The organism is Pseudomonas sp. Irchel s3a10 (genome assembly GCF_900187525.1).
GTDB lineage: Bacteria > Pseudomonadota > Gammaproteobacteria > Pseudomonadales > Pseudomonadaceae > Aquipseudomonas > Aquipseudomonas koreensis_G.
Map to the genome: position 1 here is coordinate 365,422 of NZ_FYDR01000001.1, position 13,415 is coordinate 378,836.

Sequence of the window (13,415 nt, forward strand, 5' to 3'; positions counted from 1 at the left end):
CGCAGGTTCGGGCCGCGTTCGGACGATCTTTTGCTTTTGATTGTTAAAAACAAGATCAAAAGATCGCAGCCTGCGGCAGCTCCTACACAGGTTTGGGTTTAAAGGTTTCGTGAGATGACCATGCGCTGAATGTCGCTGGTGCCTTCGTAGATCTGGCAGACGCGCACGTCGCGGTAGATGCGTTCCAGCGGGAAGTCGTTGAGGTAACCGTAACCGCCCAGCGTCTGCAACGCCATCGAGCAAACCTTCTCGGCCATTTCCGAAGCGAACAGCTTGGCCATCGAGGCCTCGACCAGTGCCGGTTGACCGCTGTCACGCAGGGCCGCGGCGTAATGCACCATTTGCCGGGCGACGGCGATCTGCGTGGCCATGTCGGCGAGGCGGAATGCGACAGCCTGGTGTTCGATGATCGGCTTGCCAAAAGTGTCGCGCTCGCGGGCGTAATCGCGAGCGGCTTCGAACGCAGCGCGGGCCATACCCACCGCTTGCGAAGCGATGCCGACGCGCCCGCCTTCAAGGTTGGCCAGGGCGATCTTGTAGCCCTCGCCCTCTTCGCCCAAGCGGTTGGCGACCGGCACTTTGACGTCTTCAAACAGAATCTGGCAGGTGTCCGACGCATGCTGGCCGAGCTTGTCTTCGACCCGCGCGACTTTGTAGCCCGGCGAATCGGTGGGCACGATAAACGCCGTGATGCCGCGCTTGCCGGCACTCGGATCGGTCACCGCAAACACGATCACGATCCCGGCGTTCTGCCCGGAAGTGATGAACTGTTTGCAGCCGTTGAGTACGTAATGATCACCTTCCAGACGGGCGCGGGTTTTCAGGCTGCTGGCGTCGGAACCTGCCTGCGGTTCGGTCAAGGCGAAGGCGCCGAGCATGGCGCCGCTGGCCAAAGGTTTGAGGAAGCGTTCGCGCTGGTCGTCGTTGCCGAACTTGAGGATCGGCACGCAGCCCACCGAGTTGTGCACGCTCATGATGGTCGAGCAGGCGCCATCGCCGGCGGCGATTTCTTCCAGGGCCATGGCGTACGCCAGGTAGCCGGTGTCACAGCCGCCCCACTGCTCCGGCACCAGCATGCCGAAAAAGCCCAGTTCGGCCATTTCGCCGATGGCTTCCTTGGGGAAACGATGCTCGCGATCCCACTCGGCGGCGAACGGTTTCAGCCGTTCCTCGGCGAACTGCCGGGCCATGTCGCGGATCTGGTTTTGGTCTTCGTTGGGAATCATGGTGAATCCTTAAATTCAAGTCGACCCGCTTTCCCTTGTAGGAGTGAGCCTGCTCGCGATAGCGGTGGGTCATATAAATCAGTGTTGACTGACACGACGCCATCGCGAGCAGGCTCACTCCTACAAAGGGATTGCGTGAATCAATAAACGCATTCCACGGCCATGGCCGTGGCTTCACCGCCGCCGATACAGATCGCCGCAATCCCGCGCTTCAGGTTTTTCTGGCGCAGGGCCGAGAGCAAGGTCACCAGAATCCGCGCACCGGAGGCTCCGATCGGGTGGCCCAGCGCGCAGGCGCCGCCGTGCACGTTGAGCTTGTCGTGGGGGATTTCCAGATGGGTCATCGCCGCCATCGCCACCACGGCGAACGCCTCGTTGATTTCAAACAGATCGACCTCGTTCAACGCCCAACCGGTCTTCTTCACCAGCTTCTTGATCGCGCCAATCGGCGCCACCGGGAACAGGCCCGGGGTGTCGGCAAACGCCGCGTGACCGTGAATCACCGCCAGTGGTTTCAGACCGAGTTTCTGTGCTTGCGACTGGCGCATCAGCACCAGCGCCGCAGCGCCGTCGGAGATCGAGCTGGAGTTGGCCGCAGTCACCGTGCCGCCTTCGCGGAACGCCGGTTTCAGCGAGGCGACCTTGTCCAGCTTGGCTTTCGGCGGCTGCTCGTCGTTGCTGATCAGCACCTGCTCCTTGCCGACGGTCACGGTCAGCGGAACGATCTCGGCCTTGAAGCTGCCGTCCTTGATCGCCTGCTGGGCGCGGGTGGTCGAAGCGATGGCAAAGGCATCCTGGGCTTCGCGGCTGAAGTCGTTGGTTTCGGCGCAGTCTTCGGCGAAGGTGCCCATCAGCCGGCCCTTGTCGTAGGCGTCTTCGAGGCCGTCGAGGAACATCGAATCGAGCACCCGGCCATGGCCCATGCGGTAACCGGCGCGGGCACGATCCAGCAGATATGGCGAGTTGGACATGCTTTCCATGCCGCCGGCGATCACCACGTCGGCGCTGCCGGCCAGCAGCATGTCGTGGGCGAGAATGGTGGTTTCCATACCCGAGCCGCACATCTTGTTGACCGTGGTGCAGCGCGTCGATTTATCCAGCCCGGCGCCCAAAGCTGCCTGCCGCGCCGGCGCCTGACCGAGGCCGGCGGGTAATACGCAACCGAACAACACTTCATCGACCGCATCGCTGGCGACACCGGCGCGCTCAACCGCAGCCTTGATCGCGGCGGCGCCGAGTTGCGGCGCGGTGAGGCTTTTCAGTTCGCCCTGGAAACCGCCCATTGGGGTGCGGACGGCGCTGACGATAACAATCGGATCGTTGGAAATAGTCATGACAATTCCTCCTTACTTGGCGGCCATGCGCAAGGCGCCGTCGAGACGGATCACCTCACCGTTGAGCATGCTGTTTTCGATGATATGCCGAACCAGCGCGGCGTACTCGGCAGGTTTCCCAAGACGCGGCGGGAACGGGACGCCGGCGGCCAGCGACTCGCGCACTTCCGGGGTCATCCCGGCCATCATCGGCGTTTCGAAAATGCCCGGGGCAATGGTCATCACGCGGATGCCGAAGCGCGCCAGTTCACGGGCGGCTGGCAGGGTCAGACTGGCGATCGCGCCTTTGGAGGCGGAATACGCGGCCTGGCCGATCTGGCCGTCGAACGCCGCGACCGAGGCGGTGTTGATGATCACCCCGCGCTCACCGTCGGCGTCGGCTTCGCTCTCGGCGATGGCCGCCGCGGCCAGACGCAGCATGTTGAAGCTGCCGATCAGGTTGACGTTGATCACCTGGGCAAAACTCGACAGCGCATGCGGGCCGTTCTTGCCGAGGATCTTTTCGCCGCGGACGATGCCGGCGCAGTTGACCAGGCCGTTGAGGCTGCCAAAGGCTTTCACCGTCGCCTGCACCGCCGCTTCGGCAGCGGCTTCATTGCTGATATCGGCCACCACACTTTGCGCGCCAAGGCGCTGGGCCTGAGCGGCTACCGCTTCGGCGTTCATGTCCACCAGCATCACTTTGGCGCCGGCACTGACCAGCAATTCAGCGCTGGCCGCACCCAGGCCGGAGGCGCCGCCGGTGACGATAAAAACCTTGTTCTCGATCTGCATGACTGACTTCCTGATTCAAGCTGAAACGTGGTGCGCCGCGGCCTCTTGAGCCTTGGCGATTTCCTGGTTGCGCAAGATAAAGCGCTGCAATTTGCCGCTTGGGGTTTTCGGCAATTCGCTGACAAATTCGATTTCACGCGGGTACGAATGCGCGGCCAGACGTTTGCGCACGTGTTGCCGCAACTCCTCGGCCAGCGCCGGTTCGGCGCGGTATTGCGGGTTGAGCACGACGAAGGCCTTGACCAGCTCGGTGCGCTCCGGATCAGGCTTGCCGACCACGGCCGCTTCGACCACCGCCGGGTGCTCGATCAGCGCGCTCTCGACGTCGAACGGGCCGACGCGGTAGCCAGAGGTGGTGATCACGTCATCACTGCGGCCGACGAAGCTGATGCTGCCGTCCGGGTTCCACTCCACGGTGTCGCCGCTGAGGTAGTAATTGCCGACGAAAGCTTTGGTCGGTACGCCTTCGTAGCCGCCGAACCAGCACATCGGCGACTGGGTGCGGTCGATGGCGAGGATGCCCGGCTGGCCGACGCCGAGTTCGTTGTACTGCTCGTCGAGCACCACGATGCGATGGCCCGGCGAGGCGAAACCGGCGGCGCCGAGGTGGATCGGATGCTGCAGGCCGTGGTGGTTGCACAGAACCATGCCCAGTTCGGTCTGCCCGTAGTGGTCGTGAATCACCACGCCGAGGTTGTCGGCGAACCAGCGGATCACTTCCGGGTTGAGCGGCTCGCCAGCGCTGCTGACGATGCGCAGCTTGCCCTTGATCGACTTGGCGAACTCGTTGCCGCCGGCAATCAACAGGCGATACGCGGTCGGCGAGCCAGTGAGGTTGGTGATGCCGTATTTGTTGATCACCCGACAGGTGCTTTCAAGGGTGAACGGGCCATCGTAAAAGGTGATCGGATGTCCCATCGCCATCGGCCCGGTGACGCCGAAATAGATGCCGTAGGCCCAGCCCGGATCGGCGACGTTCCAGAACGAATCTTCGGGGCGCAGATCCACCGCGTCGCGGGTGTAACTCTGGAACGCGACGATCGCCTTGAGCGGCACAGACAGTGCTTTTGACGGGCCGGTGGTCCCCGAGGTGAACATCAGCAGGAACGGGTCTTCGCCCGTCAGTAATACCGGTTCGCAGACGCTGGAATGATTAGGCAGCTCGGCCCAGAAACTGAAATCGCCACGGACGATGCCCTGGCCCTTGGCGCCGCCGACGGTAACGATGGTCGGGCATTCGCTGACTTCGGCGAGTTTCGACCGGTTGACCGCGTCGGTGACCACCACTTTGGCGCCGGAACTATTCAGGCGATGTTCGATGGCCTTGGGGCCGAACGCGGTGAATAACGGTTGATACACCGCGCCGATGCGCCAGGTGGCGAATACGGTGATGAGCAATTCGATGTTGCGTGGCAGCAGGCCGGCGACCTTGTCGCCCTTCTGCACGCCTTGTTCGAGAAGGAAATTGGCGAAACGCGCGGCTTGGTCTTGCAGCTCGCTGAAGGTGTACGTGGCGCTGGCGCCGTCGCGGCCCTCCCAGAACAACGCAATGCGCCCCGGCAACGCGTGGCGGTCGCAACATTCGACGCAGGCGTTGAGCGCCTCGAGCGTGCCGCTGAGCGCAGCGTCCACGGTGTGCTGATAGTTGAACTGTTCGGTGGCAGACAGGTAATCGCGCATTGCCAGAATCCCTCGGTGTTTTTATTAGGCTGGGAACCGTAAACAACACAGGGATAGTCGCGCTGCGGCGGCGAGGCGGCAATGGTCAAAGCCATCAAAGTGGCTGACTGGTTTGGCCAAGGTTCGCGAGATGTACAGGCTGGACTGACGCCTTCGGGAGCAAGCCCCCTCCCACAGGAGATTGCATTTCACAATGAGGGATCAGCCACAAAAGCAAGGGAGGCTGCAATCACAGAAGGGATGCATTTCAAATGGAAGGCCACCTGGGTAAGCCAGGCAGGCTGCAAATCACAGGAACAATGCATTTCAAATGGTGGGCCACCTGGGCAAGCCAAGCAGGCTGCAAATCACAGGAACAATGCATTTCAAATGGAGGCCCCCCTGGGCAAGCCAAGCAGGCTGCACATCACAGGAACAATGCATTTCAAATGGAGGCCCCCTGGGTAAGCCAAGTAGGCTGCAAATCACAGGAACAATGCATTTCAAATGGTGGGCCACCTGGGCAAGCCAGGCAGGCTGAAAATTACAGGAACAATGCATTTCAAATGTGGGAGGGGGCTTGCTCCCGAAGAGGCCTGATCAGGCTACAAACAGTCCGGATCAGACCGCTTCGTTGAGGATCAGCGTGCGGTAATGCCCAGGATTGGACCCCGACCACTTGCGAAACGCCTTGTAGAACGAACTCGCATCGGCAAACCCCAGCCGTGTCGCGATCTCGACGAAGCTGATCGACGGCTCCGCCAGCCAGGTGATCGCCAATTCCTTGCGCACGCTGTCCTTGAGGCCCTGATAGGTCTGCCCTTCCTCGGACAAACGCCGGCGCAGGGTCGAGGCGGACATGCACAGCTGTTGCGCCAGAGCCTCGGTCTCCGGCCACTGTTCGGCGGGTAGCTGCCGCAGATCCTGTTTGATCCGGCTGGCCAGGCTTTCCGGGTCGCGGTATTTCACCAGAATGTTCGCCGGCGCATGGGCCAGAAAGCGTTTCAGTTCTTCGGCCGTACGCTTGATCGGCAGATCGAGGCAGTCAGCAGCAAAGATCATCCGCGTGCGCGGACGCTCGAAGCGCAGGTTTTCCGAGAACATCACCCGGTAGTCGTCGCAGAAATCCGGCTCGGCGCAGCGCAGCTCGATCGCCAGAATCGGGATCCGCCGCCCCGCCAGCCAGCAGGCCACGCCGTGGACGATCATCCAGTAGGTGAAATAGGTAAACGCCCGACGCGGTTCGGGGTCGTCTTCGAGCAGGACGATTTCCGCCAGACTTTGCTGATGCGCCAATTGCGCGGGCATTTTTTCCAGCATCAAGGAAAGAAAATTCAGGCCCATGCTCAGGCCGGCGGCCAGGGTCGGTTGCGCCATGGCGCTTCGACAAAGGAACTCAAGGCTGCCGGACTTGAGCTTGCGTGGATCCATGCCGAAGAACTCGTCATCGCCACGCCGGGCCAGCAAGCGCCAGAGTTTCGCGTATTGCGAGGCCGGCACCCGGCCGTGTTCGCTGTGCAGCAGGCCCGGAGCAATCCCGACCTTGTTCAAGACTTCATCCGTGGCCACGCCCGGGGCACAACTTTGCAGCAGCGCTTCACGCACCAGTTGCACGGCGATGGTGTCTTTTTCCGACATGGAGCGAGGCAGACCTTGTTGTTTTGGAGTGACCGGCATCTTAACGCAGGATGCGAATTCAACACGAATCCCCTGTGGGAGCGGGCTTGCTCGCGAAGGCGGCGTGTCAGTCGATAAGGATGTTGCTGACACATCGCCTTCGCGAGCAAGCCCGCTCCCACAGTTGGAGATGAGCAAGGCAAAGATAGGTACCGTTCAGCTTGTGTTCAGGTAAATGTCAACCATCCCCATTTGGGAATGAGTGTCATTATGTTACAACTTAGCCACCTATCTAAATCACTTGTGGTTGCCTGAATGCTCGTTCCCTTTCTGATCATGCTGCGCGAAGGCATTGAAGCTGCGCTGATCGTTGGCATCATCGCCAGCTACCTGCAACAAACCGGACGTGGCCAATGGATGCCGGCGGTGTGGATCGGTGTGTTTCTTGCCGCTGCGCTGGCGTTGCTGGTCGGAGGCGGTCTGGAACTGATCAGCGCCGAATTCCCTCAGAAACAGCAGGAATTGTTCGAAGGCATTGTCGGTCTGGTCGCGGTGGGCATTCTCAGCTCGATGGTGTTCTGGATGCGCAAGGTCGCGCGTTCGATCAAGCATTCGTTGCAGGCCTCGCTGGATCACGCCCTGACCTCGTCAAAGCATCAGGTAATCGCGCTGATCGCCATGGTGTTCTTCGCCGTGGCCCGCGAAGGCCTGGAAACCGTGTTCTTCCTGCTCGCCGTGTTCCAGCAGAGCGAAGGCCCGGGCGCGCCGATCGGTGCCCTGCTCGGCCTGGTGCTGGCAATCGTCGTCGGTTTCCTCATCTACAGCGGCAGCATGCGCCTGAACCTGTCGGCGTTCTTCAAGTGGACCGGGCTGTTCATTCTGGTGGTCGCCGCCGGGATCCTCGCCAATTCGGTGCAAGCCCTGCATGAAGCCGGCGTGTGGAACCACCTGCAAACCGTGCTGTTCGACTTCAGCGCGACGCTGCCGATGGACGGCCCGCTCGGTTCGGTGCTGGCCGGCATGTTCGGTTATCAGGATGCGCCGACCGTCAGCACCCTCGGTGCGTACCTGATCTATCTGGTGCTGGCGCTGGTGATGTTTTTCTACCCCGCCGCGCCGGCTTCCAGCGCTGACGCAGCCGGCAAATCGTCTTCCGTTTCCAGCCAATAAGGGCCCCCATGTCAAAGCCTAATACTCCCCAGGCCTCGCCTCCCCGCGCCTTGCGTTGGGCGGTGGCCGGTTCGGTGGTCGTGATGATCGCCGCCGGTGGCCTGTTCTACTACGCCTCGAAAATGGCCGCGGCCAAGCGTCAGCACAACCATGATGAAGTGGTGGTCAACATCAACGCGCACAGCTGCGAGCCGAATGAGCTGACAGTTCCCGCCGGCCGCGCCAGTTTCCGCATCGTCAACCGTTCCGACCGGGCGGTGGAGTGGGAAATTCTCGACGGTGTGCTGGTGGTCGAAGAACGCGAAAACATCGCCCCGGGCCTGAGCCAGGTGATCAACGCCAACCTGCAACCCGGCGACTACGCGATCACTTGCGGTCTGCTGAGCAACCCGCGTGGCGTGCTGCACGTAACGCCAACTGCGGCTTCCGACGCTGCCGCCAAGGCCAAGCCGTCGATGGTCACTTTCGTCGGGCCGCTGTCGGAGTTTCGCGTGTATCTGGCGACGCAGGGCAGCGCGCTGATCAAAGCCGTGACCGCGTTGAATCAGGCAATTACCAGCGGCGACCTGGCCCAGGCGCAAGCGCTGTACCTGCCGGCGCGTGCCGCTTACCAGCGTCTGGCGCCTGCCGCGCAACGGCTGGCGGAACTGGACAACAGCATCAATGCCCGCGCCGATTACTTCGAAAAACGCGAGCAGGATCCAGCCTTCGTCGGCTTCCACCGCGTCGAATATGCACTGTTCCAGCAACGCAGCCTCGACGGCTTGAACCCGGTCGCCGAGCGCCTGCTGGCCGACGTCACCACGCTCAAGCAACAACTGCTGGCCCAATCGCTGCCGCCGGAACAACTGGTGAGCATCGTGGTGCGCAACCTCAACACCCTGGCCGACGTGCGCGCCGCCAGCGGTGAAGAGGAACGCTACAGCCACGCCGACCTCAATGGCTTCGCCAGCAACCTGGAAACCGCGCACAAAGTGGTCGAGCTGCTGCGGCCGATGCTGAGCAAGTCGGCGCCGGATCTGCTGCCGAAAATCGACGCGGCGCTGAGTGATTTCGACAGCGTACTGAACAGCTTCAAGGTCAAGGACGGCTACGCCACTTACGACACGGTCAGTGGCGAACAACGCAAACAGATCGCCGACAAGGCTCAGGCCCTGGCTGACGCTCTGGATGGCATCGATCCCGCCCTTGGCCTCTCCGGCCTGTAAGCAGAAGACGAATACCGATGAAAGAATTGCAAAACCTCGATCTGCAACGTCGCCGCCTGCTGATGGGCATGGGTGTCGCCGGTGTCGCACTGGCCGGTTCCGCCCTGAGCTGCCCGGCCATGGCGGCGGCCCCGGCGCAAGTCACCGAAGCGCCGAGCAGCGACAAAACCGAAGACCGCCACGACTTCCACGGCGTGCACCAGACCGGCATCGTCACCCCGCGTCCGGCGTCCGGCATGTTCGTATCGTTCGACGTGCTGGCCAGTGATCGCGAAGACCTTGAGCGGCTGTTCCGCACCCTCAACGAGCGCATCGCGTTCCTGATGAAGGGCGGCCCGGTGGCGCAGATCGACCCGAAACTGCCGCCGCCAGATTCCGGCATCCTCGGCCCGGTGGTGACTCCGGACAACCTGACCATCACCGTCTCGGTAGGCGAATCGCTGTTCGACGAGCGCTTCGGTCTGGCCGCCGCCAAACCGAAGCGCCTGCAACGCATGGTCGGCTTCCCCAACGATGCGCTGGAGGCCGATTGCTGCCACGGCGACTTGAGCCTGCAATTCTGCTCGAACACCGCCGACACCAACATTCACGCCCTGCGCGACATCGTCAAGAACCTGCCAGACCTGCTGCTGGTGCGCTGGAAACAGGAAGGCAGCGTGCCGCCGCAAGCTCCGGCGAAACCGGGGGTGCCGGCGCAATCGGCGCGCAACTTCCTCGGTTTCCGCGACGGCTCGGCCAACCCCGACTCCAACGACGCCAAGGCGATGGACAAGATTGTCTGGGTGCAACCGGGCAGCGATGAGCCGGCCTGGGCCGCGCACGGCAGCTATCAAGCGGTGCGGATCATCCGCAATTTCGTCGAGCGTTGGGATCGCACACCGTTGCAGGAACAGGAAAGCATCATCGGTCGGGTCAAGACCACGGGCGCACCGATGGGCGCACCGATGGGCGCGCAGCATGAGACCGAAGTCCCGGATTACAGCAAAGACCCGGAAGGCAAACTGACCAAGCTCGACGCGCACATTCGCCTGGCCAACCCGCGCACCGCCGCGAGCCAGGCCAACCTGATCCTGCGCCGGCCGTTCAACTACTCCAACGGCGTCAACAAGAACGGCCAGCTCGACATGGGCCTGCTGTTCATCTGCTATCAGGCCGATCTGGAAAAAGGCTTCATCACCGTGCAGACCCGGCTCAACGGCGAGCCGCTTGAGGAATACCTCAAACCGGTCGGCGGCGGTTACTTCTTCACCCTTCCGGGTGTCACCGGCGACAAGGATTTCATCGGTCGCTCGCTGCTCAACGCCACCCAACCCAAAACAGCTGCCTAACCATAAAAAACCTCGGAGCCGCTCCATGAAAAAGTCGCCACTCGCGTTACTGCTGACCCTCGGTTTGCTCAACACCCCGCTGTCGGCGTTCGCCGCGACGGCGCCACTGGATCTGGTCGGCCCGGTGTCGGACTACAAGATCTACGTCACCGAGCAACTGGATGAACTGGGCAGCCACACCCAACAATTCACCGATGCAGTGAAGAAAGGTGATCTGGCCACTGCGCAAAAGCTCTACGCCCCGACCCGCGTCTACTATGAGTCGATCGAGCCGATTGCCGAGCTGTTCAGTGACCTCGATGCGTCCATCGACTCCCGCGTCGACGACCATGAAAAAGGTGTGAAGGCGGAAGACTTCACCGGTTTCCATCGCATCGAATACTCGCTGTTCTCGGAGAAAAGCACCGAAGGCCTGACGGCCCTGGCGGACAAGCTCGATAGCGACGTGAAAGACCTGCAGACCCGCGTCGCCGGCCTGACCTTCCCGCCGGAGAAAGTCGTCGGTGGTGCTGCTGCACTGCTGGAAGAGGTTGCCGCGACCAAGATCTCCGGTGAGGAAGACCGCTACAGCCACACTGACCTTTATGACTTCCAGGGCAACATCGACGGCGCGAAGAAAATCGTCGACCTGTTCCGTCCGCAGATCGAGAAGCAGGACAAGGCGTTCGTTGCCAAAGTCGACAAGAACTTCGCCACTGTGGACAAAATCCTCGCCAAGTACCAGACCAAGGATGGTGGTTTCGAGACGTATGACAAGGTGAAGGATAACGACCGCAAGGCGCTGGTTGGCCCGGTCAACACTTTGGCTGAAGATCTTTCCACGTTGCGTGGCAAGCTCGGTCTGAACTGATTGATGTAGAGGCCTTAAGTGCCCCATCGCGAGCAGGCTCACTCCTACAGTTGGAATGCATTCCCCTGTAGGAGTGAGCCTGCTCGCGATAGCGGTTTTAACCGCACCGAATAATCTGAAGGTTTACAAAATCCTGTAGAGCAACCGCTCGATCCGCACCCGGCTCACGCGCTTGAGAAACTTCGCCACCCCCGCCGGGTACTCCGGCAAGGTCTCCAGGTTCTGGAAGCTGGCAATCCGCGTGGTGTTGCGGAAGATCTCTTGCTGCTCCTTCGCCCGTGGCTCAAGCCACTCGCCTTGCGGATCATCGATCAGCAGCGCGTTTTCCAGGTCGAGGCGGAACGCCCGTGGATTGAGGTTGTTGCCGGTCAGAAGCGTATAGCGCTGGTCGACCCACATGCCCTTGAGGTGATAGCTGTTGTCGCCGTCACGCCACAGGTGCAGGTTCAACTGGCCGCTGTCGATGTTGCGCTGATGGCGCTTGGCAAACCGCCGCAGGCTGATTTCGTACAGATACGGCAGTGCCGCAATCACCTTGAACGGCTCGCTCGGCGGAATGTAGAAATCGTTGGCCGTCTTGTCGCCGACCACGATGTCGATCTTCACCCCACGGGCCAGCGCACGGTTGATCTCGCGGATGATCGGCAGCGGCAGATTGAAGTATGGCGTGCAGATGGTCAGCTGCTGTTGCGCACTGGCGATCAGCTCGACAATCACCCGGTTCAACGGGTTGTTCTTGCCCACGCCCAGCAGCGGACTCACCGACAGGCCGCTGTGCGCCGTGCTGCCGGCACTGGTGTCGTACGCCGCATATTTGAGACGGCTGCGCAGGTCGCCGATGTCGTTGCGCAGGCTGCGGGTAGTCGGCAGATTCGGCAGGTCGAGGCGATGTACAGCCTTGGATTCGATCAGACCGTGCTTGACCAGATGATGCATCGAGTCGGCCAGTTCACGGCTGTGCAGCACGTGGTAACGATCGAACCGATACTTGTCGAACTTGTGCAGGTAGACGTTGTTCAGGCTCGCACCGCTGTAAATCACGCAGTCGTCGATCACGAAGCCTTTCAGATGCAGAACGCCGAACAGTTCGCGGGTCTGCACCGGTACGCCGTAGACCGGCACTTCGCTCTGGTGCGTGCGGGTCATTTCCTGGTACCACGCCGAGTTGCCTGGCTGTTTGCCGGCACCGATCAACCCGCGCTGGGCGCGCAGCCAGTCAACCACCACGACGATCTCCAGCTCCGGGCGCTTGAGCTTGGCGGCGTGCAAGGCATCGAGGATTTCCTGACCGGCCTCGTCGTGCTGCAGATACAGCGCAACGATGTAGATGCGCCGGGTCGCCTCGGCGATTTTCTCCAGCAGGCAACGACGGAACTCGGCGGCGCCGGACAGAATGGTCACGGCCTCGGGAGTCAGCGGAAAGCTGCGCAGTTTGGGCAGCAAAGAGCGTTTGAAAAGCAACGGCATAGGGCTCGCAATGGGTCGAATCCGAAGAACCCGAGAGCTTACACCATCAACCGGTTCGGGTCTTGTTACTGTCTGTAATGTCCCCTTCGCGAGCAAGCTCGCTCCCACAGTGGATCGCATTTCAAATGTGGGAGCGAGCTTGCTCGCGAAAGCTGTATGGCAGACACAAAAAAATAAGCGCTTGACCAAGGAGAACGATCGTTCTACTGTTAGCCACATGAACGAAATCACTGACACCTCGACCCGCGACATCATTCTGGATGTCACCGAAAAGTTGATCTACAAAAGTGGCATTGCGGCCACCGGCATGGATCTTCTGGTGAAAACCGCCGGCGTCTCCAGAAAAAGCATCTACCGCTACTTCGCCAACAAGGAGGAGCTGACCGTCGCCGCCCTGCAACGCCGCGATGTGCGCTGGATGCACTGGTACCGCAGCGCCGTCGATCAGGCCGAAACCCCGGCCGACCGCCTGCTCAACCTGTTTACCGTACTCAAGGGCTGGTTCGCCTCGGAAGGCTTCCGCGGCTGTGCCTTTATCAATACCAGTGGCGAGACCGGCGATCCTGAAGACCCGGTGCGCCAGGTCGCCAAAGACCACAAACAGAAGCTGCTCGACTACCTGTGCGAGCTGTGCACCGAACATGGCACCGAGGACCCGCAACGTCTGGCCAGACAGTTGCTGATCCTGATTGACGGCGCCATTACCGTAGCGCTTGTGATGGGTGATCACAGTGCCGCTGATAATGCGCAATGCATGGCGCGTAAGTTATTGGACCTGTAAC

At 61.3% G+C, this 13,415-nt stretch carries 11 protein-coding genes; 5 read left to right on the plus strand and 6 right to left on the minus strand.

The genetic code is table 11. The features are described from left to right. Positions 1-98 precede the first annotated feature (98 nt). The 5 genes from CKW11_RS01690 to CKW11_RS01710 all read right to left on the minus strand — a co-directional run bounded on the left by CKW11_RS01690 (position 99) and on the right by CKW11_RS01710 (position 6,631). Entirely contained in the window at positions 99-1,226 is a 1,128-nt protein-coding gene (locus CKW11_RS01690; RefSeq protein ID WP_095135880.1) for an acyl-CoA dehydrogenase, read from the minus strand. 140 nt (positions 1,227-1,366) lie between these two features. Further along, on the minus strand, positions 1,367-2,560 hold the full coding sequence (locus CKW11_RS01695; RefSeq protein ID WP_095135882.1) for an acetyl-CoA C-acyltransferase: 1,194 nt from the start codon (positions 2,558-2,560) through the stop codon (positions 1,367-1,369). Between the two features lie 12 nt (positions 2,561-2,572). Beyond that, positions 2,573-3,334: an SDR family NAD(P)-dependent oxidoreductase gene (locus CKW11_RS01700; RefSeq protein WP_095135884.1), complete on the minus strand. Its 762-nt coding sequence runs from the start codon at positions 3,332-3,334 to the stop codon at positions 2,573-2,575. Positions 3,335-3,349: 15 nt separating this feature from the next. Further along, positions 3,350-5,014: an AMP-binding protein gene (locus CKW11_RS01705; protein WP_095135886.1), complete on the minus strand. Its 1,665-nt coding sequence runs from the start codon at positions 5,012-5,014 to the stop codon at positions 3,350-3,352. 600 nt (positions 5,015-5,614) lie between these two features. Next, positions 5,615-6,631, minus strand: a complete 1,017-nt coding sequence (locus CKW11_RS01710; RefSeq protein WP_095135888.1) for an AraC family transcriptional regulator — start codon at positions 6,629-6,631, stop codon at positions 5,615-5,617. Between the two features lie 294 nt (positions 6,632-6,925). Here CKW11_RS01710 and efeU point away from each other — a divergent pair, with 294 nt between their 5' ends. Genes efeU through efeO (CKW11_RS01730) form a run of 4 tightly spaced genes read left to right on the plus strand, consistent with a single transcriptional unit; the run spans position 6,926 to position 11,166 of the window. Next, positions 6,926-7,780, plus strand: coding sequence for an iron uptake transporter permease EfeU (gene efeU / locus CKW11_RS01715; protein WP_095135890.1), 855 nt, complete (start codon positions 6,926-6,928; stop codon positions 7,778-7,780). A gap of 8 nt (positions 7,781-7,788) precedes the next feature. Further along, a complete protein-coding gene (gene efeO, locus CKW11_RS01720; protein WP_095135892.1) occupies positions 7,789-8,988 on the plus strand; it encodes an iron uptake system protein EfeO in 1,200 nt (399 codons plus the stop codon). A gap of 17 nt (positions 8,989-9,005) precedes the next feature. Continuing rightward, positions 9,006-10,316: an iron uptake transporter deferrochelatase/peroxidase subunit gene (gene efeB, locus CKW11_RS01725; RefSeq protein WP_095135894.1), complete on the plus strand. Its 1,311-nt coding sequence runs from the start codon at positions 9,006-9,008 to the stop codon at positions 10,314-10,316. A gap of 25 nt (positions 10,317-10,341) precedes the next feature. Next, the gene (gene efeO / locus CKW11_RS01730; RefSeq protein WP_095135896.1) at positions 10,342-11,166 is read left to right on the plus strand and encodes an iron uptake system protein EfeO; all 825 of its coding nucleotides are present in this window, start codon (positions 10,342-10,344) and stop codon (positions 11,164-11,166) included. Positions 11,167-11,289: 123 nt separating this feature from the next. Here the strand turns inward: efeO (CKW11_RS01730) and pssA are convergent, their stop codons facing one another. After that, on the minus strand, positions 11,290-12,633 hold the full coding sequence (gene pssA, locus CKW11_RS01735) for a CDP-diacylglycerol--serine O-phosphatidyltransferase (RefSeq protein WP_095135898.1): 1,344 nt from the start codon (positions 12,631-12,633) through the stop codon (positions 11,290-11,292). Positions 12,634-12,850: 217 nt separating this feature from the next. Here pssA and CKW11_RS01740 point away from each other — a divergent pair, with 217 nt between their 5' ends. Next, entirely contained in the window at positions 12,851-13,414 is a 564-nt protein-coding gene (locus CKW11_RS01740; protein WP_047602358.1) for a TetR/AcrR family transcriptional regulator, read from the plus strand. The last annotated feature ends 1 nt before the right edge of the window (position 13,415 follow it).